The sequence below is a fragment of the Variovorax paradoxus genome (assembly GCF_009755665.1).
GTDB classification, from domain to species: domain Bacteria; phylum Pseudomonadota; class Gammaproteobacteria; order Burkholderiales; family Burkholderiaceae_C; genus Variovorax; species Variovorax paradoxus_G.
The window spans coordinates 848854-870082 of the sequence record NZ_CP046622.1 but is presented as its reverse complement, the minus strand read 5'-3'; the positions used below and the strand labels follow the sequence as shown (position 1 = coordinate 870082).

Here is a 21229-nt window from a genome sequence, read left to right as displayed (position 1 = left end):
TCTACCGCCCGGGCCGGAAGACCTTCGAGTCGTCGTAGAAATCCGGCAGTTCGTTCTCCGGCCACCAGCCCGGCACGCCCAGCACCGGCAGCGGTACGAAGGGTTTCTGCACCAGGTATTCCGCATGGAGGCTGCGCGCGAGCGCCCCGTCGTCGAGTGCCGGCTGCCTGCCCGCCTCCGGCAAAGGCAGCAGCACATGCGCGGTGAGCGCCTTTCGCGGCGTGGCGAGTTTCTCGAGCAGCGCATGGCCGAACACCAGCAGGCGCGCCTCGGCCCAAAGGGCGCGCTGCGTCACGAAAAGCGAATGCCAGTCGCGCGCCGCCAGCGCCTTCCATAACGGTGCGGGCGCATCGAGCACGGCGCCGTTCTCGTCGAAGAGCGTGAGCGCATCGCGCAGCGCGCCGCGCGTGGACGCGATGCCCCTGCGGGCGATCTCCGCGGCTTGCAGCTCATTGAGGCGGCGCTTGGTTTGCGGAAAGGCAAGCCAGACCAGGCCGTTGAAGAAGTCGTGCAGGTTATCGCGCGTGGGCACCGTGCCGGTCTGGAAGATGTGCGCTTCGTAAGCCTGGCCCGCGGGCAGATCGAACTGCGGCACGAACTCGGGCGAGGCGCCCGGCACCGTGCCCTGCTGAAGCGCGGCCGCCACCGAGGTGGTGTGAAGTGCGGCGCGGGCGGCCGCCTCGCCTATGGCGCGATAAGGCGCAAGCCAGGGCTGCGCCCAGTCGATCGCCGCCAGGCTCAAGACGCGGGAGCCCCTGTCCAGCGGATGCGGTCGGGGTGCTGCAGCACGGTGAACTCCGCCGGGAGCTTGTCGAACAGCTTGAGCGAACTGCCGTGCTTGCCGAGCAGCCCGGCCGCGCGCAATGCCTGGGCCACGTCGTTGAGCGGCACGTCGGCACCGCTTCGCAGCGCGGGCGCCGCCTGCAGGATGAATTCGGCGGCTTCGGAAGGCGGCTGCGCCTGTGCCGGCTTCGCTGCTTTGGCGGTCTTTCGGGCCGGCGTCTTGGCCGCGGTCTTGCGGGCCGGCGCGGCTGCGCTTTTCTTCTCGGTCTTGGCGGCCGCGCGCTTGGCGGCCACCTTGGCCGCGGCCTTCTTCGCCGGCGCGGCGCGCGGTGCCACCGGCGCACCATGGTGCTGCAGGTCGGTGAATTCGTCGTAGACCGTCACCGTCTCTTCGCCCGTCTTGCCCTGCTGCCCGAGGCCGCACACGCGGCAGCCCTTTTCGCGCAGGCGAATCACGAGCGGCGCAAAGTCGGAATCGGAAGACACCAGCACCACCACATCGGGGCGCTCGGCCATGACAAGGTCGATGGCATCTACGGCGAGTGCGATGTCGGTGCTGTTCTTGCCCGCCGAGATATTGACCATCGGCCGCACCGACAACTGCTTGAAGAGCGCCTGCTGCTTGAGCGCGGTTTCGGCGTTGCAGTAGGCACGGCGCACATGCACCGCGCCGTACTCGGACATGGTTCGCTGCACGGCCTGCTCGATCACGTCGGCCGAAACGTTGTCGGCATCGATCAGCAGCATCACGCGCAGCGCGGGCGTCATGCGAGTCTCCAGGCCACCGTTTCACCCCCGCGCAGCGGCTTCAGCGTGGCGTCGCCGTAAGGCACCGTCTCGGGCACGGTCCAGCTTTCGCGCTTCAGCGTGATGGTGTCGCTGTTGCGCGGCAGGCCATAGAAGTCGGGGCCGTGGAAGCTCGCAAAGCCTTCGAGCTTGTCGAGCGCGCCCACGCTGTCGAAGGCCTCGGCATAAAGCTCGATGGCGGTCAGCGCGGTGTAGCAGCCGGCGCAGCCGAGCGCATGCTCCTTCAGGTGCGCCGGGTGCGGCGCGCTGTCGGTGCCCAGAAAGAAGCGGTCGCTGCCGCTCGCGGCCGCCTCGACGAGCGCCACGCGGTGCGTCTCGCGCTTGAGCACGGGCAGGCAGTAGTAGTGCGGGCGAATGCCGCCGGTGAAGATGGCGTTGCGGTTGTACAGCAGGTGGTGCGCGGTAATGGTGGCAGCCGTGAAGCGGCCGGCGTCGCGCACGTAGTGAGCGCCCTCTTTCGTGGTGAGGTGCTCGAACACCACCTTGAGCTCGGGGAAGTCGCGGCGCAGCGGAATCATTACGCGGTCGATGAAGACGGCTTCGCGGTCGAACAGGTCGATGGCAGGGTCGGTCACTTCGCCGTGCACCAGCAGCAGCAGTCCGTGCTTCTGCATGGCCTCGAGCGTCTTGTAGGTGTGGCGGATGTCCGTTACGCCGGCATCGCTGTTGGTGGTGGCGCCGGCCGGGTAGAGCTTGAGCGCGCGCACGCCGGCCTGGGCAGCCAGCGCAATTTCTTCGGGCGGCAGCTTGTCGGTCAGGTAGAGCGACATCACGGGCTCGAAGGCCGTGCCTTCGGGCACCGCGGCGCGAATGCGGTCGCGGTAGGCCGTGGCCTGCGCCGCGGTGGTCACGGGCGGGCGCAGGTTCGGCATGATCAGCGCGCGGCCGAACTGGCGCGCACTGTGCGGCACCACGGCTTCGAGCGCGGCGCCGTCGCGCACGTGCAGATGCCAGTCGTCCGGGCGGGTGATGGTGAGGGTGTCTGTCATGGGAGGGCAATTGTCGCATCGCAGCCTCGCGGCACGCGCCCGAGATGGCCGGGCGCGGCCCCGGAAACCTCGGCTGGCACACGTCGTGCTTCACCACCGGTTCGATCCCTTTGCCCTTTCAGCCCAAGGAGCTCCTGTGAAGCGTGCTGTTCCTGCCTCGATCCTGAAACCCCTGGCCGCCTGTGCGGCGCTTGCCACCCTGGCCTTTGCAACGCCGGCCCTGGCCCAGGAGAAAACGCTGCGCATCGCGATGACGGCGGCCGATATTCCGCGCACCCTGGGCCAGCCCGACCAGGGCTTCGAGGGCAACCGCTTCACCGGCATTCCCATCTACGACTCGCTCACGCAGTGGGACCTGTCGAAGGCCGACGCGCCGAGCGTGCTGATTCCGGCGCTGGCCAATTCATGGGTCGTCGACGCCAAGGACAAGACCAAGTGGATCTTCAAGCTGCGCCCTGGCGTCAAGTTCCATGACGGCTCGGCCTTCAATGCCGACGCCGTGGTGTGGAACGTGCAGAAGGTGCTCGACAAGGATGCACCGCAGTTCGACCCGAGCCAGGTGGGCGTGACCGCCTCGCGCATGCCGACGCTGCGCACCGCGCGCAAGGTCGACGACATGACGGTCGAGCTCACCACCAGCGAGCCCGACGCCTTCCTGCCGATCAACCTGACGAACCTGTTCATGGCCTCGCCCGCGCAGTGGCAGAAGAAGTTCGACGCCGCGGCCGGCGCCACGCACGCCGACAAGGCCAAGGCCGCATGGACCGCCTTTGCCGCCGACCCCGCAGGCTCGGGCCCGTTCAAGGTCACGCGCTTCGTGGCCCGCGAGCGGCTGGAGTTGGTCGCCAACAAGGCTTACTGGGATGCCAAGCGCGTGCCCAAGATCGACAAGGTCGTGATGCTGCCGATGCCCGAAGCCAACGCGCGCACTGCCGCGCTGCTCGGCGGCCAGGTCGACTGGATCGAAGCCCCTGCGCCCGATGCGATGCCGCAGATCACGCAGCGCGGGTTCAAGATCTATTCCAACGCGCAGCCGCACGTGTGGCCGTGGCAGCTGTCTTTCGCCGAAGGCTCGCCCTGGCTCGACAAGCGCGTGCGCCAGGCCGCCAACCTGTGCATCGACCGCGGCGGCATGAAGCAGCTGCTCGGCGGCATGATGGCCGAGCCCAAGGGCACCGTGCCGCCCGGCCATCCGTGGTGGGGCAATCCCAAGTTCGACATCAAGTACGACGTGAAGGCCGCCCAGGCGCTCATGACGCAGGCCGGCTACTCGGCCGCCAAGCCGATCAAGGTGAAGGTGCAGATCTCGGCCTCGGGCTCGGGCCAGATGCAGCCGCTGCCCATGAACGAATTTGCGCAGCAGTCGCTCAAGCAGTGCTTCTTCGACGTGGAGTTCGACGTGATCGAATGGAACACGCTCTTCACCAACTGGCGCAAGGGCGTGAAGGACCCGTCGGCCAACGGCGCCAATGCCACCAACGTGAGCTTTGCAGCCATGGACCCGTTCTTTGCCATGGTGCGTTTCGTGAGCACCAAGACCTTCCCGCCGGTGTCCAACAACTGGGGCTACTACGGCAACGCCGAGGTCGACAAGCTGGTGGCCGATGCGCGCACCAGCTTCGACGACAAGGCACGGGACGGCGCGCTGGCCAGGCTGCATGCGCACATCGTCGACGACGCACCGTTCGTCTGGATCGCGCATGACGTCGGCCCGCGTGCAATGTCGGCCAAGGTCAAGAACGTGGTGCAGCCGAAAAGCTGGTTCATCGACATCGCAACCATGACGATGGACTGATGCTGGCCTATTTGCTGCGCCGCGTGGTCTACGCCGTGCCGATCATGATCGGCGTGGCGCTGGTGTGCTTTCTGCTCGTGCACATCGCGCCCGGCGATCCGCTGGTGTCGATTCTTCCGCCCGACGCCTCGGCCGACCTGCAGGCGCAGCTGCGCGAGCTCTATGGCTTTAACCGTTCGCTGCCCGAGCAGTTCGCGATGTGGATCTGGCGCGCGCTGCATGGCGACCTGGGCGTTTCGATCGCAAGCAACCGGGCCGTGGCGGGCGAGGTGTTCACCGCCGTGGGCAACACGCTGCGGCTGGCGGTGGTGGCCACGTTCATCGGCTTTGTGCTGGGCTGCCTGTTCGGCTTTGTGGCGGGGTACTTCCGCAACTCGTGGATCGACCGCTTCGCCTCGATGCTGTCGGTGCTGGGCGTGAGCGTGCCGCACTACTGGCTGGGCATGGTGATGGTGATCGTGTTCTCGTCGCAGCTCATGTGGCTGCCGGCCACCGGCGCGGGGCCGGGCGGCTCCAGCGACTGGGCGTGGGACTGGGAGCATGTGCAGTTCCTCATCCTGCCGGCCTTCACCATGTCGGTGATTCCCATGGGCATCATTGCGCGCACCGTGCGCGCGCTGGTGGCCGACATCCTGGACCAGGAATTCATTGTCGGCCTGCGCGCCAAGGGCCTCACGCACTTCGGCGTGTTCCGCCACATGGTGAAGAACGCGGCACCCACCGCGCTGGCCGTGATGGGCCTGCAGCTGGGCTACCTGCTCGGCGGCTCGATATTGATCGAGACGGTGTTCTCCTGGCCCGGCACCGGCTTTCTATTGAACTCCGCCATCTTCCAGCGCGACCTGCCGCTGCTGCAGGGAACCATCCTGGTGCTGGCGCTGTTCTTCGTGTTGCTGAACCTGCTGGTCGACGTGCTGCAAACCATGCTCGACCCGCGGATTGCGCGGGCCTGACCACCATGAGCGCACTTCCCATCCCCTCCCCTGCTGCAGCCGCCGATGCAAAGCCGCTGCCGATGCAGCGCTCGCGCGGCTACTGGACCTCGGCGCTGCTGCGCTTCACGCGCGATCCGGTCGCCATGGGTGCCGCCTTGATGGTGCTGCTGCTCATAGGCCTGGCCGTGTTCGGCCCCTGGCTCGCGCCGGCCGACCCGTACGCCTCGTCGATGCTCAAGCGGCTCAAGCCCATCGGCACCGAGGGCTTGCCGCTCGGCAGCGACGAGCTGGGCCGCGACATGCTGTCGCGCCTGATCGTCGGCGCGCGGCTTTCGCTGTTCATCGGCATCACGCCGGTGATCTGCGCCTTCGTGCTCGGCACGGTGATCGGCATCGTCGCGGGCTACGCTGGCGGCCTCACCAACACGCTGATCATGCGCACCATCGACGTGTTCTACGCGTTTCCGTCGGTGCTTCTGGCGATTGCGCTGTCGGGCACGCTGGGCGCGGGGGTGGTCAACTCGCTGATCTCGCTCACCATCGTTTTCATTCCGCAGATTGCGCGCGTGGCCGAAAGCGTGACGACGCAGGTGCGCACGCGCGACTACGTGGAGGCAGCGCGCGCCTCGGGCGCCAACCCGTTCACCATCGTGCGGGTACATGTACTGGGCAACGTGCTCGGGCCTATCTTTGTGTACGCCACGAGCCTGATCGCGGTGTCGATGATCCTGGCCTCGGGCCTGTCGTTCCTGGGACTGGGCGTAAAGCCGCCGGAGCCGGAGTGGGGGCTGATGCTCAACACGCTGCGCACTGCGATCTATGTGCAGCCGTGGGTTGCCGCATTGCCTGGCGCGATGATCTTCATTACTTCGATCTCTTTCAATCTTTTGTCCGATGGATTGCGGTCGGCGATGGACAACAAGGGATGAAGATGGGCGCTTGTTCTTTTGTTGCGGTTGTTTGTTGCGAGCCGTCTTCGGGGCGCTCACCCGCCGACGGGGTACCTTTCTCCGCGAATGTCCCCCGGCCTGCGGCCTCCTCCTTTATTTCGCTGCGCAAGGCACCCCATCGACGGGTGCGTGATTCAGAGCAGTCGTTGATCAGCGGTGCACCCAGAGCGTGCCCCAGTGCACAGGGCATCGGGTGCTCCGCGCAGCGAAATAAAGGAGGAGGGCGAAGCCCGGGGGACATTCGCGGAGGGGAGTACCCGGTGGCCTTTGCACACGCCCTGAACAACAGCGCCAAAAACAAAAGCAACAAAAGGAGCCTGACAACATGGACACCATGAAAGACATAGGCGGCCCCGCACAGCCGCTGCTCACCATAACCGGCCTCGTCAAGCACTTCCCGCTCAAGAAAGACCCCCTGGGCCGCGGCGGCGGCGTGGTCCGCGCCGTGGACGGTGTCGATTTCGAAGTGCTCAAAGGTGAAACGCTGGGTGTGGTCGGCGAATCGGGCTGCGGCAAGTCGACCACTGCGCGGCTGCTGATGCAGTTGATTGCACCGACCCGGGGCGAGGTGATTTTTGACGGCCGCGAAGTCGGCGGCCGGGAACTTCCGCTCAAGGAGTTTCGGCGCCAGGTGCAGATGGTGTTCCAGGACAGCTATGCCTCGCTCAACCCGCGCCTCACCATCGAAGACTCGGTTGCCTTCGGTCCGCAGGTGCATGGCGTGAGCCGGCGCGAATCTGTGGCGCGTGCGCGCGACCTGCTCGCGCGCGTGGGCCTGGAGCCGCAGCGCTTCGCCGAACGGTATCCGCATGAGCTCTCGGGCGGGCAGCGCCAGCGCGTCAACATTGCGCGCGCGCTTGCGCTGCAGCCGCGCATGGTGATTCTGGACGAGGCCGTGTCGGCGCTCGACAAATCGGTCGAAGCGCAAGTCATCAACTTGCTGCTCGACCTGAAGGCCGAGTTTGGCCTCACCTATCTTTTCATCAGCCATGACCTCAACGTGGTGCGCTACGTGAGCGACCGCGTCATGGTCATGTACCTCGGCCAGGTGGCCGAGATCGGGCCGGCCGACGCGCTCTACGATGCGCCAGCGCATCCCTACACCCGCGCCCTGCTCTCTTCGATGCCCTCCATGGACCCCGACAACCGCACCATGGAAGCGGCGCTGGCCGGTGACCCGCCGAATCCGATCAACCCGCCCTCCGGCTGCCGCTTTCATCCACGCTGCGCGCTGGCCGCGCCGGTGTGCAGCCAGGTGGTGCCCGAGCCCGTCGCCACGGGTTCGTTGCACGCGGCGAGCTGCCTTGTTCTCGAGCCCGGGAGCGGGCACCCGATGGCGCAAACGCCGATGAGGCAGGCAGCATGAGCGACAGCAGCAGCAGCAACAACGGCAGCACCAACGTCATTCCCGCCGGCGAGCCGATGGTCCGCCTGCGCGACCTCAGCGTCACCTTCAGCGGCGGCCGCAAGCCCGTGCATGCGGTGAGCGGCGTGAGCCTGGAAGTGCAGCGCGGCGAAGTGGTCGCGCTCATCGGCGAATCGGGCTCCGGCAAGAGCGTGACCATGCGCACGCTGCTGCGCCTGCACCCCGAGCGCCGCACGCGCATGGGCGGGCACGTGCAGGTGGCCGGGCGTGACGTGCTTGCGATGCCGGCGCGCGCGCTCGACGATTTCCGCGGCAAGGTCGCCTCGATGATCTTCCAGGAGCCGCTGCTCGCGCTCGACCCGGTGTATTCGGTCGGCGCGCAAATCGTCGAATCGATCCGCCGGCACGAGAAGAAAGTGACGGCGGCCGAGGCGCACCAGCGTGCGCTCGCGCTGTTCGAGCGCGTGCGCGTTCCCAGCCCCGAGCGGCGCCTGGCCGCGTATCCGCACGAGATGTCCGGCGGCATGCGCCAGCGCGCCATGATCGCGCTGGCACTGGCCTGCAAGCCCCAGCTGCTGCTGGCCGACGAGCCGACCACCGCGCTCGACGCGACGGTGCAGATCCAAATCCTGCTGCTGCTGCGCGAACTGCAGCGCGACCTGGGCCTGTCGGTGATCTTCGTCACGCACGACATCGGCGCCGCGGTGGAGGTGGCCGACCGCATTGCGGTGATGTATGCGGGCCGCATCGTCGAGGAAGGCACGGCGCGCGAGCTGATCCGCTCGCCGCGCCACCCCTACACCATCGCGCTGCTCAAGAGCCGCGCGCATGGGGCGCTGGCGCGCGGTGCGCGGCTGGAGACCATTGGCGGCGCGCCGCCCGATCTATCCGCGCTGCCGCCGGGCTGCGCCTTTGCCGAACGCTGCGCGCTTGCCACCGATGCCTGCCGCGCCGCGCAGCCGCCGGTGGTCGAACTCGCGCCGAACCACCGCGCGCGCTGCATCCACACCGACGCCGCAGCAGCCATTGCGCCCACGCTGGTCGCCTGACCCGCACTGCACAACTCCTACCTACGCACCATGCCCTTGAACGACCCCGCCCACGCCTTCGTTCCGTATCCCGACGTGCCTGTGCCGCATGCGCCCACCGGTCCGCTGGCCGACCTGAGCTTTGCCGCCAAGGACCTGTTCGACGTGGCCGGCTACCCCACCGGCGGCGGCAACCCCATCGTGCTGGCGATGTCGGGCATCAAGACCCGTACCGCGCCTACCGTGCAAAAGCTGCTCGATGCGGGCGCGCGCTTCGCCGGCAAGACAGTGACCGACGAACTCGCGTTCTCGATGAACGGCAACAACGCGCATTTCGGCGCCCCCATCAACGGGGCCGCGAAGGACCGCATCACGGGCGGCTCGTCGTCGGGCTCGGCCTCGGCGGTGTCGTCCAGCCTTTGCGACTTTGCGCTCGGCACCGACACCGGTGGCTCGGTGCGTGCGCCGGCCAACCATTGCGGCCTGTACGGCCTGCGCCCGACGCACGGCCGCGTGAGCCTGGAAGGCGCGCTCGACCTTGCGCCGAGCTTCGACACCTGCGGCTGGTTCGCGCGCGACATCGGCACCTTCGCGCGCGTGGCCGACGTGCTGCTGGGCGCCGACACCCCGGCGCTGCCCGAACGCGTGCGCCTGCTGGGCCCCGACGACGTGTGGGGCCTGGCGGCGCCCGCCGCCACGAAGGCGCTGCAAGGCGTGATCGACCGTGTACAAGGCCTGCTCGGGCCCGCGCAGAGCACGACTGTGGCGATGGAATCGTTCGATGCGATGTACTGGAACTTTCGCTACCTGCAGTCGCGCGAGGCCTGGCTCACCGACGGCCCGCTGATCGAGCGCTATGCGCCGCCGCTGGGCCCGGGCGTGGCCGAGCGCTTTGCGTGGTCGCGCGACGTGACCGATGCGCAGGTGGTGGCCGCGCGCGTCTTTCGCGCCGCGTTTCGCGCGCACCTGGCCGCCTTGCTGGGCACCGACGGCGTGCTGCTGATGCCGACCATGCCCGACATTGCGCCGCTGCGCAGCGAAAGCGAGGCCGGGCTGGAGGACTACCGCAACCGCGCGATCCGGATGCTGTGCATTGCAGGCCTCAGCGGCTTTCCGCAGCTGTCGATGCCGCTGGCTTCGCGCGACGGCGCGCCGCTGGGCATTTCGCTGCTCGGGCCGGCAGGCTCTGACCGCTCATTGATCCGGATGGCCGAGCGCATCGCCGCCAGCTGACGCATTGCGGCGCAGCGCGCCTAGTCTTTCCAGTCGATGGCCGCCGGCGCCGGGAGCGCGCAGAGGTCGCAATCGACAGTCCCAGCGGCGCGCTCTATCACCACGAAGTCGCCCGCGTCCACCGCCAGCAGCGCGTGGTGCCAGGTGCCGGGCGCAAGCACCACCCCCTGCTTTCCGTTGGTAACGAAGGCGGCCAGCTCGCCGGCCGAGGCAGGCGCTTCGCCTGCACGCGCGACCACGATCACGAAGCGCCGCTCGCCCAGGGGCACGAAGGTCTGGCTGCCGAGCGCATGGCGCTCCATCTCGGCCACTGCGTGCGGAAAGCTGCGCGCCGCGGCACGGAACAGCGCGAGCATCGGGCGGCCGCCGGCGGCATCGAGCTGCAGGTTGTCGAGCAGGTCGAAGCGCCTTGCGTTGCCGCCGTTGATGTTGCGGCCACCGGCGGCGGGCGCCTCGATCACGGTACCGAAGGGCGCAAAGGCCTGCGGTGTCAGCGGCGCGACCCGCAAGGCGGTTGCGCAGGAAGCTTGTTCGTTCATGCGGCGATTGCAGCAGAAAGCGTGCCGCGCGCCAACGCAAGATCGGCCAGCCAGCGCCCGAAGGCTTCGCCCTGCTCCGGGTACGGCAGGCGCAGCAGCGCTGAAGGATGCAGGGTGACGAACACGGGCCGGCCATCGCCGCGCTCGTGCAGCCACGCACCGCGCTCGGTCTGCACCGCCACCGGCCGCCCCAGCAGCGTGCGCGCGGCCGTCGCGCCCAGCGCCACCAGACCCTGCGGGCGCACCAGCGAAATCTCGCTGTCGAGCCAGTGCGCGCAGGCTTCGGCCTCGCGCTGGCCCGCGGTCTTGTGGATGCGGCGCTTGCCGCGCAGCTCGTACTTGAAGTGCTTGACGGCGTTGGCCAGGTACACGGCGTCGCGCGCCCAGCCCAGCTGCGCCATTGCACGGTCGAGCAGCTGGCCCGCGGGCCCGACGAAGGGGCGGCCCGCGAGGTCTTCCTGGTCGCCCGGTTGTTCGCCGACCAGCATGTGCGTGGCGCCGAGCGGGCCTTCGCCGCACACGGCCTGCGTGGCGAGCGCGCCGATGGGGCAATCGCGGCAGGCATGCGCCGCCGCGCGAAGCTCGCCAAGGCTGGCGGGCGCCACGCCCGCCGCCGGCCGCAGGTGCAGCGCAACGGGCGCGCGGATGCGGCGCGGCGCGGTGGGCGGCGCCTCGATCATCGACTGGCTGCGCGCCGCAGCCGCCTCGGCCAGCGGCTGGATCAGCGCGGCCTCTGGCAGGTTGTGCCAGTAGCGGCGCGGCATTTCGCGCCGCATCATCGCGAGCTTGAGGCGTGCCGGGTTGAAGATGTGTTCGTAGTAGGTGAGCCAGAGCTGCTCGCCGGCATCGGGCGGCGGTTTCTCGCGGCGGTCGGCGCCGCCCTGGAAGGCCAGCGCCTGGCCGTTCCATTCGACGCAGCGCTCGGGCGTGAGGATGGCCCAGCGCATTTGCGCGAAGCGCCGCGAAAAGAACGGCGCATTGGCCTCGACGATGCGGTGCTCGGGCTCGAACCACGCCACGTGGCGCTCCAGGCCGTCGTCGCCCTGTACGCGGGTAAAGCGCACGAAGGCGCGCATCTTGTGGATGTCGCGGTGCACGGCCTTGGCCATCTGCCGGGCCTGCATCAGGTCGGCGTCGAGCGGATCGTGCCGCAACGCGGGCTCGTGCGAAAGGCGCCACAGCAGCCGGTACAAGAGCGCAAAGCGCTGCGAGTCGCGATGCAGGATGACGTCGCCGCACAGCTCGACGAACCATGCGGGCACAGGCTGATGCTGCGCGGCGGAGGCAAGCGCTGCTGGCGGCGCCGCATCGCTCGCAGCGCCGAACAGATCGGCGGCATCGCCAGCGGCCTGCGCCGCGTTCCATTCGACGCGGTCCGGCGGCACGCCCGCGGCGAGCAGCTGCCGCGCATGCCGGCGAAAGGCGTCGAGATCGACCGGGTCGTCGAGCCGCACATGCATGGCGAATACCTCAGCTCAGAACAGCGAGGCTTGCGCCGGGCGCTGCGGCGCCGGCGAAGGCATGGGCGCTCCGCGCGATGGCCGGTGCCCGTCTGCAACGACAAACGGCAGCACCTTGCGCGCCGGCACGTGCAGCCGCCGCAGGTCGTCCGCGCGCACCCGGCGCACGCGCCGTGCCTGCAGCAGCCGCTCGACGGCTTTGACGCCGAGCCCCGGCACGCGCAACAGCATTTCGCGCGGCGCATGGTTCAGGTCGACCGGAAAGCGATCGGCATGCGCGAGTGCCCAGGCGAGCTTGGGATCGACGTCGAGCCGCAGCAGGCCGTCGGGCTCGGCCACGATTTCCTGGTGCCCGAAGCCGTAGAAGCGCATGAGCCAGTCGGCCTGGTAGAGCCGATGCTCGCGCATCAGCGGCGGCGCCACCAGCGGCAGAGCGCGGGCGGCATCGGGGATGGGGCTGAACGCGGAGTAGTACACGCGCTTGAGCTTGTAGGCGCCGTAGAGGGTGGCGCTCGACGCGAGGATCTGCCGGTCGTCGGTGGCATCTGCGCCGACGATCATCTGCGTGCTCTGGCCCGCGGGCGCAAAGGGCGGCGGCTTTGCGGCGGCGGGCGCCGCGCCGGGCAGCGCGCGAATTGGCACCACGCGGCGCGCCTCTTCGCGCGTGTCGTCGATGCGCAGGCGCAGCCGCGCCATCGATCGGCGGATGGCGCTTTCGTCCTTCTCGGGGGCGAGCGCCTGCAGGCCTTCGGTGGTCGGCATCTCGACGTTGATGCTCAGGCGGTCGGCATAGCGGCCGGCGCGCGCGATGAGTTCATCGCTCGCATCGGGAATGGTCTTCAGGTGGATATAGCCGCGAAAGTCGTGGTCTTCGCGCAGCGTGCGCGCCACCTCGACCACCTGCTCCATCGTGTGGTCGGGCGACTTGACGATGCCGCTGGAAAGGAACAAGCCTTCGATGCAGTTGCGGCGGTAGAAGTCGAGTGTGAGTTGCACCACCTCGTCGACGCGAAAACGCGCGCGCGGCACGTTGCTCGACGCGCGGTTGACGCAGTAGAGGCAGTCGTACTGGCAGTGGTTGGTGAGCAGCACCTTGAGCAACGAGATGCAGCGGCCGTCGGGCGCAAAGCTGTGGCAGATACCGGCGCCCTCGGTCGAGCCGATGCCGCGCCCGCCGAGCGAGTCGCGCGGCTGCGAGCCGCTGGAGGCGCATGAAGCGTCGTACTTGGCGGCGTCCGCGAGGATGGCGAGTTTGCGCTGGAGGTCCACGGAAAACTGGGGTACTGAAATACTGTATGAATATACAGTTTTGAAGGGTGCGTGTCTTGAAGAACGGGAAAGCCCAGGGTCTTACAGCCGCTAAAGTCGCGGGCTCTCCTCCACCCATGCGCAGCGATGCGCTTTCCGATGCGCCGCCCACCCGCCCTCTCCGCTTTCTTTGCCCTGCCTCTCGCGGCTCTCGTCCTGGCCGGATGCGCCGCGCGGCCCGCGCCCCGCGTCACCTGGCTGGGCGACGGCGTGTTCAAGTCGCCCTCGGTGAAGGATGCCGAGGCCTACTGCCGCAACTTCGGCGCTCCGCTGCGCTACCTCGATCCGAAGGCGGCGGCGCGCGCGCCGGAAGCCGAAGTCACCTACCGCTGCGACTGATCGGCCGGCTCCGTAGCGGGCGGCCGCACCCGTTCCAGAATGAAGTCGATGAAGGTGCGGATCGCCCGCGTGTGCTGCCGGTTGGGCATGTAGAGCATGAACATCTGCGTGCCGAAAATACTCAGGCGCCAGTCGTCCAGCGTGGTCACCACCTCGCCCCGGCGCACGTCGTCCTGCACCACGTAGTCGGGCACCAGGCCAATGCCGAGCCCCGCGAGGATGGCCTGGCGCAGGAACAAGAAGTTTTCTGAAATCAGCGTCGGCTCTAGGATCACCTCGCGCCGGGTCTCACCCTGGTAGGCCGACACGCGCAGCTCCCGGCCAATGACCGCGGCGGTGACCACCGGTGCGCCCTGCAACTCGTCCAGTTGCACCGGCAGCGGGTGCTTCTGCGCATAGTCGCGCGAGGCGCAGGCCACGTAGCGCACCGGCCCCAGCTCCCGCGCCACAAGGTTCTGCGGCGGCTCCGGCACCACGCGAATCGCAATGTCGACCTCGTCGCGCAGCAAGTCTTCGATGCGGTTTTCGAACACCACGTCCAGCACGATGCCGGGGTACTGGCGCTTGAAGTCGATCAGCCAGTCGGCCATGACCAGTTGGCCGTAGCCGCTCGGCACGCTCAGCCGCACGCGGCCCTGCAGGCCCTGCCCCAGCGTGGTGACGGATTCTTTTGCGGCCAGCAATTCGGTCTGGATGGCGACCCCATGCTGGTAAAGGCGCAGGCCGATCTCGGTCGGCTCGGCGCGGCGGGTGGTGCGCCTCACCAGCTGGGCGCCCACCGAGCGCTCCAGCTGGTTCAGGTGGTAGCTGACATTGGCGCGGCTCATCTTGAGCCGGCGTGCCGCCGCGCTCAGGTTGCCCGCGTCGAGGATTTCCACCAGCAAGGTCAGCGATTGGAGGTCCATGCCCCGGATTGTGTCAAAAATCCTTTGACAGTCTGTCAACCGTCTATGCAATTGTCAAAGCGCCGCATCGGGCAAAGAATGCTGGGTTCACCCTGGAACCCGAGTCCGCCGCGCATTTGCAGGGCTCGCCACGAAAGAGACAAGAGAGACAAGACATGGCCACCACCGACTCCAGCCTTCCCGCGTCTTCTTCCAACCCTGTCAGCTTCGAGCGCGCCCCGCATCCGGGCGGCGTGTTCGTGGTGACCATCGACAACCCGCCCGTCAACGCCCTGGGCGTGGATGTGCGCCGCGGCCTGGTTGCTGCCATTGAGGCGGCGGAGGTCGACAGCGCGGCCGCCGCGGTGCTGATCGTCGGCGCCGGCCGCAACTTCATCGCGGGTGCGGACATCCGCGAGTTCGGCAAGACGCCGCAGCCGCCCTCACTGCCCGAGGTGTGCCTGAAGATCGAGAACTGCACGAAGCCTGTGATCGCCGCCATTCACGGCGCGGCACTTGGCGGCGGCCTCGAAGTGGCGCTGTCGGCGCACTACCGCCTGGCCGCCCCTTCGGCCAAGCTGGGCTTGCCCGAAGTGCAGCTCGGCCTCTTGCCCGGCTCGGGCGGCACGCAGCGCGCGCCGCGCCTCATCGGCGTGAAGCCCGCACTCGAGCTGATGCTCAGCGGCCGCCACGCCGGGGCAAAGGAAGCGTTGTCGCTCGGGCTGGTCGACCGCCTTGGCACCCAGGCCGATGCGCGCGCCGAAGGCCTTGCCTATGCACAAGAACTCGCCGCTGCCAAGGCGCCGGTGCGCCGTACGCGCGAGGCCGCCGGCCTGGCCGATGCGGAGGCCAGCCGCGCCGCGCTCGAAGCGGCGCGCGCCGACACCGCCAGGAAGAGCCGTGGGCTTTTCTCGCCGATGAAGATCATCGAAGCCGTCGAAGCCGCGCTCACGCTGCCTTTCGACGACGGCATGGCGCTGGAGCGCAAGCTGTTCCTGCAGTGCATCGACAGCCCCCAGCGCGCAGGCCTGATCCACGCCTTCTTCGCCGAGCGCGAAGTACTGAAGGCGCCCGAAACCAAGGCCGCCAAGCCGCGCGCCATCGAATCGGCCGGCATCATCGGCGGCGGCACCATGGGCGCGGGCATTGCGGTGGCGATGCTCGACGCGGGCCTGCCCGTGACCATGATCGAGCGCGACGAGCCCAGCCTTGCGCGCGGCCGCCAGCATGTCGAAAAGGTGTACGACGGCCTGATCGGCAAGGGCCGCATGACGCCCGAGGCCAAGGCGGCCGTGATGGCGCGCTTCTCGGGCTCCACCTCATACGACGCGCTCGCGCAGGCCGACATCGTGGTCGAAGCGGTGTTCGAAGACATGGGCGTGAAGAAGGCCGTGTTCGCCGAGCTCGACCGGGTGTGCAAGCCCGGCGCGGTGCTGGCCACCAACACCTCGTACCTCGACATCGACGAAATCGCCGCCAGCATCTCGCGCCCGCAGGACGTGGTGGGCCTGCATTTCTTCTCGCCGGCCAACATCATGAAGCTGCTGGAGATCGTGGTGCCTGCCAAGGTAAGTGCCGACGTGGTGGCCACCGGCTTCGAGCTTGCGAAGAAGCTCAGGAAGGTGCCCGTGCGCGCCGGCGTATGCGACGGCTTCATCGGCAATCGCATCCTCGCGGTGTACCGCCAGGCCGCCGACCACATGATGGAAGACGGCGCCTCGCCCTACCAGATCGACGAGGCGGTGCGCAATTTCGGCTACCCGATGGGGCCGTTCCAGGTGTCGGACCTGGCGGGCGGAGACATTGGCTGGGCCACGCGCAAGCGCAAGGCCGCCACGCGCGACCCCAAGGCGCGCTACGTGCAGGTTGCCGACCGCATCTGCGAGCGCGGCTGGTTCGGCCAGAAGACGCAGCGCGGCTATTACCTGTACCCCGAAGGCGCGCGCACCGGTGTACCCGACCCCGAGGTGCTGGCCATCATCGACGCCGAGCGCGAGCGCGCCGGCATCAAGCCGCGCGCCTTCACCGAAGAAGAAATCATGCGCCGCTACATGGCCGCGATGATCAACGAGGGCGCCAACGTCGTGCACCAACGCATCGCGCTGCGACCGCTCGACGTGGACGTGACCTTTCTCTACGGCTACGGCTTTCCGCGCCACCGCGGCGGCCCGATGAAGTACGCCGACACCGTGGGCCTGCCGAAGGTGCTGGCCGACATCCGCGAGTTTGCGAAGGAAGACCCGTTGTTCTGGCAGCCCTCGCCGCTGCTGGTGGAACTGGTCGAACGCGGCGCGAACTTCGACAGCCTCAATCACGCCTGACCCCCTTTTTTAAAGAAGCGACGCCATGGACCTGAACTTCACCCCTGAAGAAGAAGCCTTCCGCGCGGAAGTGCGCGCCTTCCTGGCCGGCAAGCTGCCCGCGCGCCTCTCGGCCAAGGTGAGCGGCGGCAAGATCCTCGCCAAGGCCGACATGGAGGAATGGCACGCCATCCTCAACGAGCGCGGCTGGCTCGCCAACCACTGGCCCGAGCAGTACGGCGGGCCGGGCTGGACGGCGGTCGAAAAATTCATCTTCGAGCACGAATGCGCGCTGGCCTTTGCGCCGCGCATCGTGCCCTTCGGCGTGAACATGCTGGGGCCGGTGCTCATCAAGTACGGCAACGAGGCGCAAAAGCGCCATTGGCTGCCGCGCATCCTCGACGGCTCCGACTGGTGGTGCCAGGGCTATTCGGAGCCCGGCGCGGGCTCCGACCTGGCGGCGGTAAAGACATCCGCCGTGCGCGGCATCGATGCCCGAGGCGACCACTACATTGTGAACGGCCAAAAGACCTGGACCACGCTGGGCCAGCATGCCAACATGATCTTCTGCCTGGTGCGCACCAACCGCGAGGCAAAGAAGCAGGAAGGCATCAGCTTCCTGCTGATCGACATGACTTCGCCCGGCGTGGAAGTGCGCCCGATCATCACGCTGGACGGCGAGCACGAGGTGAACGAGGTGTTCTTCTCCGACGTGCGCGTGCCGGCCGAGAATTTGGTCGGCGAAGAGAACAAGGGCTGGACCTGCGCCAAGTACCTCCTCACCTACGAGCGCACCAACATCGCGGGCGTGGGCTTTTCGGTGGCCGCGCTCGAACAGCTCAAGGGCATTGCGGCCACGCAAACGAAAAATGGCAAGCCCCTGGCGGAAGACCCGGCCTTTGCCGCGCGCATGGCGCGGGTCGAGATCGACCTGGAGAACATGAAGACCACCAACCTGCGCGTGATTGCGGCGGTAGCGGGCGGCGGCGTGCCAGGCGCGGAGAGCTCGATGCTCAAGATCCGCGGCACCGAGATCCGGCAAGAGATTTCGTCGCTCGCGCGCCGTGCGATGGGCGTGTACGGCCGGCCCTTCATCGAAGAAGCGCTGCACGACGGCTTCGACGGCGAAACCTTCGGCCCCGCCTACGCGTCGGCCGCGGCCGCGCGCTACTTCAACAACCGCAAGCTGTCGATCTTCGGCGGCTCGAATGAAATCCAGAAGAACATCATCAGCAAGATGATCCTCGGGCTGTAAAGGAGACACGCACATGAACTTCGAACACACCGAAGACCGGCGCATGCTCGCCGACAGCCTGAACCGCTTCATCGCCGAGCAGTACGCCTTCGATGCACGCGATCGCATCGCGAAGTCGCAGCACGGGTTCAGCAAGGAAATCTTTCAGCAGTTCGCAGAGCTGGGCGTGATCGGCGCGCTGTTCAGCGAGGCCGATGGCGGCTTTGGCGGCGGCGGCTTCGACATTGCCGTGGTCTTCGAGGCGCTGGGCCGCGGCCTCGTGGTCGAGCCGCTGCTGGGCGCGGTGATGGTCGGCGAGGCGCTCAGTGCCGCCGGCAATGCTGAGCAGAAAGAAAAGCTCGGCGACATCATCAACGGCGCCCTCGTCGCCGCCTTTGCGCACGACGAAGCCGGCGCGCACCACGAGCGCACGCACGTCGGCACCCGCGCCGAGCGCAGCGGCGACGGCTGGGTGCTGAGCGGTGCCAAGGCTGCCGCGCCGCAGGGCGAGCAGGCCGACGTATTCCTGGTTTCCGCCCGCACATCTGGCGACGTGGACGACGAAGCAGGCATCTCGCTGTTTCTGGTGCCCGCAAAGACGCCGGGCCTCACGGTGCGCGGCTGCCCCGCCATCGACGGCGGCCGCGTAGCCGAACTCGCATTCGACGGCGTGAAGCTGGGCGCCGACGCACTGCTGGGCACCGAAGGCCAGGGCCACGCCACGCTGGAGCGCGCCATCGGCCGCGGGGTGCTCGCACTGTGCGCCGAGGCCGTCGGCGCGATGGAAGCCGCCAAGACCGCCACGCTCGACTACCTGCGTACGCGCAAGCAGTTCGGCATGCTCATCGGCAGCTTCCAGGCGCTGCAGCACCGCATGGCCGACCTGCTGCTCGAGATCGAGCAGGCGCGCTCGGCGGTGATCAACGCGGCAGCCGCCATCGACGGTGCGGACCGCGTGGCGCGCGAGCGTGCGCTCTCGGCCGCCAAGTTCAGCATCGGCCGCATCGGCGCGCTGATGGCGGAAGAAAGCATCCAGATGCACGGCGGCATCGGCATGACGTGGGAGCTGCCGCTGCCGCACTATGCCAAGCGGCTCGTGATGATCGACCACCAGCTCGGCGACGAAGATCATCATCTGCAGCGCTACATCGCGCTTGGCAAGGAGACCGTGCAATGAGCGACAAGACCGTTCTCATCTCGCAGCAGGGCGCCGTCCGCATCCTGACCAACAGCAACCCGGGTGCACGCAACGCGATCACGCCGACGCTGTATGCCGAGCTGAGCGCCGCGCTCGCCGACGCGCAAGCCGATCCGGAAGTCGGTGCCATCGTCTTCACCGGCGCGGGCGATTTCTTCTGCTCGGGCGGCGACCTCAACCTGCTGGCCAAGCGGCGCGAACTGCCCGCCTCCGAACGGCGCGAAAAGCTCGAGAGCCTGCACAACCTGATCCGCGCCATCCGCGATTGCGGCAAGCCCGTCATCGCTGCCGTCGAAGGCGGTGCGGCGGGCGCGGGCCTGTCGATGGCGCTGGCCTGCGACATGCTGGTGTCGGCGCGCGACGCGTTCTACACCGTGGCCTATGTCAGGGTCGGCCTCACGCCCGACGGCGGGGCCACGGCTTTTCTGTCTGAGTTCGTCTCGCGCCAGTTGCTGACCGAAATGTGCCTGACCGGCGACCGCATGACGGCCGAGCGCCTGCATGCGCTGGGCGCGGTCAACCGGCTCACCGACAAGGGCGCCGCGCTGGCCGAGGCGATTGCGCTCGCGGCCAAGGTCGCCAATGGCCCGCAGCGTGCGAGCGCGCGCATCAAGGCGCTGTGTCGCCAGGCGCACTGCGCCACGCTCGAGGAACAGCTCGAGGCCGAGGCCGTGTACATGGTCGAGTCGCAAGCCGATGCCGAAGCGGCCGAAGGCATCGGTGCCTTTCTCGGCAAGCGCACGGCGGATTTCACTGCGCTGCGCCGGCAGGAGCCGGACCCTTCCTGACGACGCCGGCCGCATTCACCCCACATCACGCCTCGCACTCGCTGCGGGGCTTTCTCGTTTCAAGGGAGTTGCTCTCATGCCTATGCTGAATTCCTCGCTGCCGCTTGCCGGCGTGCGCGTTCTCGATCTGTCCCGCATCCTCGCGGGCCCCTGGTGCGGCATGGTGCTGGCCGACATGGGCGCCGAAGTCATCAAGGTCGAGCACCCGGGCCGCGGCGACGACACGCGCGACTGGGGCCTGCGTGTCGGCAACACCGAGACGGCCTACTTCAACAGCGTGAACCGCAACAAGCGCTCGGTCACGCTCGACCTGCAGACGCCCGAAGGCCAGCAGATTGCGCGCGACCTTGCCAGGCAGTGCGACGTGGTGATCCAGAACTTCAAGTTCGGCGGCATCGACAAGTTGGGCCTCGGCTACGAACAGCTCAGCAAGGAAAACCCGGGGCTCATCTACTGCTCGATCTCGGGCTATGACCGCACCGGCCCCGAGGCCGCGCGCCCTGGGTACGACCTGGTGGTGCAGGGCGAGGCGGGCCTGATGGCGCTGAACGGCGAAGCCAACCAGCCGCCGCTGAAGTTCGGCGTGGCGGTGGTCGACCTGTTCACCGGCATGTACTCGGCGCAGGCCGTGCTGGCCGCGCTGTACCAGCGCGAAAAAACCGGCAAGGGTCGCCATGTGGAGATGGCGCTGTTCGACTGCGGCCTGATGATCACCGCCTACTACGGCCTCGAAGCACTGCTGATGGGCGAAGACCCGCCGCGCTACGGCAACTCGCATCCCTCGATCGTGCCCTACGGCGTGTTCGACGCGGCCGATGGCCCGCTGGTCATTACGGTCGGCAACAACGCACAGTTCTCGCGCTTCTGCACCGACGTGCTCGAGCGGCCCGACCTTGCGGCGGACGAACGCTTCAAGACCAACATCCTGCGTTCGGCAAACCGCGCGGTGCTGCTGCCCGAGCTGCACGCCGAACTGGCCAAGCGCCAGCGCGCCGACCTGCTGGCCAAGCTCACGCAATCGGGCATTCCCTGCGGCGAGGTGCTGGGCCTGCTCGAAGCGCTCAACTCCAAGCGCGCGACCGACGCGGGCCTTGTTACCGAGCAGCCGCATCCGGTGGCCGGCAAGGTCAACGTGCTTGCCCCGCCCTACCGCTTCGACGGCGAGCGGCTGCCGGTGCGCAGCGCCCCGCCGCAATTGGGCGAAGCCACGCACGAGGTGCTGCAGTCGCTGCTCGGCCTTTCGGACGACAAGCTCGCGCAACTTAAATCGAACGGCGTTCTCTGAAGACGCTC

19 protein-coding genes are annotated in these 21229 nt (G+C 68.1%); 12 read left to right on the top strand and 7 right to left on the bottom strand.

Features of this window, described 5'->3' with window-relative positions; translation table 11 throughout:
• Window position 1: 1 nt before the first annotated feature.
• From GOQ09_RS03975 to pyrC, 3 genes are read right to left on the bottom strand one after another with little or no spacing between them, the layout of a single operon-like run.
• Window positions 2-742, bottom strand: a complete 741-nt coding sequence (locus GOQ09_RS03975) for a DUF3025 domain-containing protein (RefSeq protein WP_157611988.1) — start codon at window positions 740-742, stop codon at window positions 2-4.
• Window positions 739-1551 carry an NYN domain-containing protein gene (locus GOQ09_RS03970; RefSeq protein WP_157611987.1) on the bottom strand — a complete coding sequence of 271 codons (813 nt, stop codon included), beginning with the start codon at window positions 1549-1551 and terminating at the stop codon, window positions 739-741. Before GOQ09_RS03970 ends, GOQ09_RS03975 begins: the two co-directional genes overlap by 4 nt.
• Window positions 1548-2579: a dihydroorotase gene (gene pyrC / locus GOQ09_RS03965; protein ID WP_157611986.1), complete on the bottom strand. Its 1032-nt coding sequence runs from the start codon at window positions 2577-2579 to the stop codon at window positions 1548-1550. The genes GOQ09_RS03970 and pyrC overlap by 4 nt, the downstream gene beginning before the upstream one ends.
• Window positions 2580-2715: 136 nt before the next feature.
• On the opposite strand from pyrC, the gene GOQ09_RS03960 reads away from it, so the two are divergent.
• The 6 genes from GOQ09_RS03960 (at window position 2716) to GOQ09_RS03935 (ending at window position 9886) form a co-directional block, all read left to right on the top strand.
• Window positions 2716-4374: an ABC transporter substrate-binding protein gene (locus GOQ09_RS03960; protein ID WP_157611985.1), complete on the top strand. Its 1659-nt coding sequence runs from the start codon at window positions 2716-2718 to the stop codon at window positions 4372-4374.
• Window positions 4374-5327, top strand: coding sequence for an ABC transporter permease (locus GOQ09_RS03955; protein ID WP_157611984.1), 954 nt, complete (start codon window positions 4374-4376; stop codon window positions 5325-5327). The genes GOQ09_RS03960 and GOQ09_RS03955 overlap by 1 nt, the downstream gene beginning before the upstream one ends.
• A 5-nt stretch (window positions 5328-5332) precedes the next feature.
• On the top strand, window positions 5333-6238 hold the full coding sequence (locus GOQ09_RS03950; RefSeq protein ID WP_157611983.1) for an ABC transporter permease: 906 nt from the start codon (window positions 5333-5335) through the stop codon (window positions 6236-6238).
• Window positions 6239-6584: 346 nt separating this feature from the next.
• The gene (locus tag GOQ09_RS03945) at window positions 6585-7625 is read left to right on the top strand and encodes an ABC transporter ATP-binding protein (RefSeq protein WP_157611982.1); all 1041 of its coding nucleotides are present in this window, start codon (window positions 6585-6587) and stop codon (window positions 7623-7625) included.
• Window positions 7626-7681: 56 nt separating this feature from the next.
• Window positions 7682-8674, top strand: a complete 993-nt coding sequence (locus GOQ09_RS03940; protein ID WP_157616572.1) for an ABC transporter ATP-binding protein — start codon at window positions 7682-7684, stop codon at window positions 8672-8674.
• A gap of 30 nt (window positions 8675-8704) precedes the next feature.
• Window positions 8705-9886 carry an amidase gene (locus tag GOQ09_RS03935; RefSeq protein ID WP_157611981.1) on the top strand — a complete coding sequence of 394 codons (1182 nt, stop codon included), beginning with the start codon at window positions 8705-8707 and terminating at the stop codon, window positions 9884-9886.
• Between the two features lie 20 nt (window positions 9887-9906).
• Here the strand turns inward: GOQ09_RS03935 and GOQ09_RS03930 are convergent, their stop codons facing one another.
• Genes GOQ09_RS03930 through GOQ09_RS03920 form a run of 3 tightly spaced genes read right to left on the bottom strand, consistent with a single transcriptional unit; the run spans window position 9907 to window position 13154 of the window.
• Window positions 9907-10425, bottom strand: coding sequence for an ureidoglycolate lyase (locus GOQ09_RS03930; RefSeq protein WP_157611980.1), 519 nt, complete (start codon window positions 10423-10425; stop codon window positions 9907-9909).
• The gene (locus tag GOQ09_RS03925) at window positions 10422-11885 is read right to left on the bottom strand and encodes a UdgX family uracil-DNA binding protein (RefSeq protein WP_157611979.1); all 1464 of its coding nucleotides are present in this window, start codon (window positions 11883-11885) and stop codon (window positions 10422-10424) included. The genes GOQ09_RS03930 and GOQ09_RS03925 overlap by 4 nt, the downstream gene beginning before the upstream one ends.
• 15 nt (window positions 11886-11900) lie before the next feature.
• A complete protein-coding gene (locus GOQ09_RS03920) occupies window positions 11901-13154 on the bottom strand; it encodes a putative DNA modification/repair radical SAM protein (RefSeq protein WP_157611978.1) in 1254 nt (417 codons plus the stop codon).
• A gap of 138 nt (window positions 13155-13292) precedes the next feature.
• On the opposite strand from GOQ09_RS03920, the gene GOQ09_RS03915 reads away from it, so the two are divergent.
• Complete coding sequence (locus GOQ09_RS03915; protein ID WP_157611977.1) at window positions 13293-13532, top strand: hypothetical protein; 240 nt, start codon at window positions 13293-13295, stop codon at window positions 13530-13532.
• On the opposite strand, the gene GOQ09_RS03910 is transcribed toward GOQ09_RS03915, so the two are convergent.
• A complete protein-coding gene (locus GOQ09_RS03910; protein WP_157611976.1) occupies window positions 13517-14437 on the bottom strand; it encodes a LysR family transcriptional regulator in 921 nt (306 codons plus the stop codon). The genes GOQ09_RS03915 and GOQ09_RS03910 overlap by 16 nt on opposite strands.
• A gap of 155 nt (window positions 14438-14592) precedes the next feature.
• On the opposite strand from GOQ09_RS03910, the gene GOQ09_RS03905 reads away from it, so the two are divergent.
• The 5 genes from GOQ09_RS03905 to GOQ09_RS03885 all read left to right on the top strand — a co-directional run bounded on the left by GOQ09_RS03905 (window position 14593) and on the right by GOQ09_RS03885 (window position 21221).
• Window positions 14593-16737: a 3-hydroxyacyl-CoA dehydrogenase NAD-binding domain-containing protein gene (locus GOQ09_RS03905; RefSeq protein WP_157611975.1), complete on the top strand. Its 2145-nt coding sequence runs from the start codon at window positions 14593-14595 to the stop codon at window positions 16735-16737.
• Between the two features lie 25 nt (window positions 16738-16762).
• The gene (locus GOQ09_RS03900; protein WP_157611974.1) at window positions 16763-17971 is read left to right on the top strand and encodes an acyl-CoA dehydrogenase family protein; all 1209 of its coding nucleotides are present in this window, start codon (window positions 16763-16765) and stop codon (window positions 17969-17971) included.
• Between the two features lie 13 nt (window positions 17972-17984).
• Entirely contained in the window at window positions 17985-19127 is a 1143-nt protein-coding gene (locus tag GOQ09_RS03895; protein ID WP_157611973.1) for an acyl-CoA dehydrogenase family protein, read from the top strand.
• The gene (locus GOQ09_RS03890; protein ID WP_157611972.1) at window positions 19124-19936 is read left to right on the top strand and encodes an oxepin-CoA hydrolase, alternative type; all 813 of its coding nucleotides are present in this window, start codon (window positions 19124-19126) and stop codon (window positions 19934-19936) included. Before GOQ09_RS03895 ends, GOQ09_RS03890 begins: the two co-directional genes overlap by 4 nt.
• 76 nt (window positions 19937-20012) lie before the next feature.
• Window positions 20013-21221 (top strand): CaiB/BaiF CoA transferase family protein, encoded by a 1209-nt coding sequence (locus tag GOQ09_RS03885; RefSeq protein WP_157611971.1) that lies wholly within the window; start codon window positions 20013-20015, stop codon window positions 21219-21221.
• The last annotated feature ends 8 nt before the right edge of the window (window positions 21222-21229 follow it).

What these genes read in the sequence shown, in the direction of transcription:
- GOQ09_RS03905 (WP_157611975.1), top strand. Translation starts at nt 14,593, where the DNA reads ATGGCCACCACCGACTCCAGCCTTCCCGCGTCTTCTTCCAACCCTGTC.
- GOQ09_RS03895 (WP_157611973.1), top strand. Translation starts at nt 17,985, where the DNA reads ATGAACTTCGAACACACCGAAGACCGGCGCATGCTCGCCGACAGCCTG.
- GOQ09_RS03885 (WP_157611971.1), top strand. Translation starts at nt 20,013, where the DNA reads ATGCCTATGCTGAATTCCTCGCTGCCGCTTGCCGGCGTGCGCGTTCTC.
- GOQ09_RS03925 (WP_157611979.1), bottom strand. Translation starts at nt 11,885, where the DNA reads ATGCATGTGCGGCTCGACGACCCGGTCGATCTCGACGCCTTTCGCCGG.
- pyrC (WP_157611986.1), bottom strand. Translation starts at nt 2,579, where the DNA reads ATGACAGACACCCTCACCATCACCCGCCCGGACGACTGGCATCTGCAC.
- GOQ09_RS03945 (WP_157611982.1), top strand. Translation starts at nt 6,585, where the DNA reads ATGGACACCATGAAAGACATAGGCGGCCCCGCACAGCCGCTGCTCACC.
- GOQ09_RS03915 (WP_157611977.1), top strand. Translation starts at nt 13,293, where the DNA reads ATGCGCCGCCCACCCGCCCTCTCCGCTTTCTTTGCCCTGCCTCTCGCG.
- GOQ09_RS03970 (WP_157611987.1), bottom strand. Translation starts at nt 1,551, where the DNA reads ATGACGCCCGCGCTGCGCGTGATGCTGCTGATCGATGCCGACAACGTT.
- GOQ09_RS03890 (WP_157611972.1), top strand. Translation starts at nt 19,124, where the DNA reads ATGAGCGACAAGACCGTTCTCATCTCGCAGCAGGGCGCCGTCCGCATC.
- GOQ09_RS03940 (WP_157616572.1), top strand. Translation starts at nt 7,682, where the DNA reads ATGGTCCGCCTGCGCGACCTCAGCGTCACCTTCAGCGGCGGCCGCAAG.
- GOQ09_RS03910 (WP_157611976.1), bottom strand. Translation starts at nt 14,437, where the DNA reads ATGGACCTCCAATCGCTGACCTTGCTGGTGGAAATCCTCGACGCGGGC.
- GOQ09_RS03930 (WP_157611980.1), bottom strand. Translation starts at nt 10,425, where the DNA reads ATGAACGAACAAGCTTCCTGCGCAACCGCCTTGCGGGTCGCGCCGCTG.
- GOQ09_RS03950 (WP_157611983.1), top strand. Translation starts at nt 5,333, where the DNA reads ATGAGCGCACTTCCCATCCCCTCCCCTGCTGCAGCCGCCGATGCAAAG.
- GOQ09_RS03900 (WP_157611974.1), top strand. Translation starts at nt 16,763, where the DNA reads ATGGACCTGAACTTCACCCCTGAAGAAGAAGCCTTCCGCGCGGAAGTG.
- GOQ09_RS03935 (WP_157611981.1), top strand. Translation starts at nt 8,705, where the DNA reads ATGCCCTTGAACGACCCCGCCCACGCCTTCGTTCCGTATCCCGACGTG.
- GOQ09_RS03955 (WP_157611984.1), top strand. Translation starts at nt 4,374, where the DNA reads ATGCTGGCCTATTTGCTGCGCCGCGTGGTCTACGCCGTGCCGATCATG.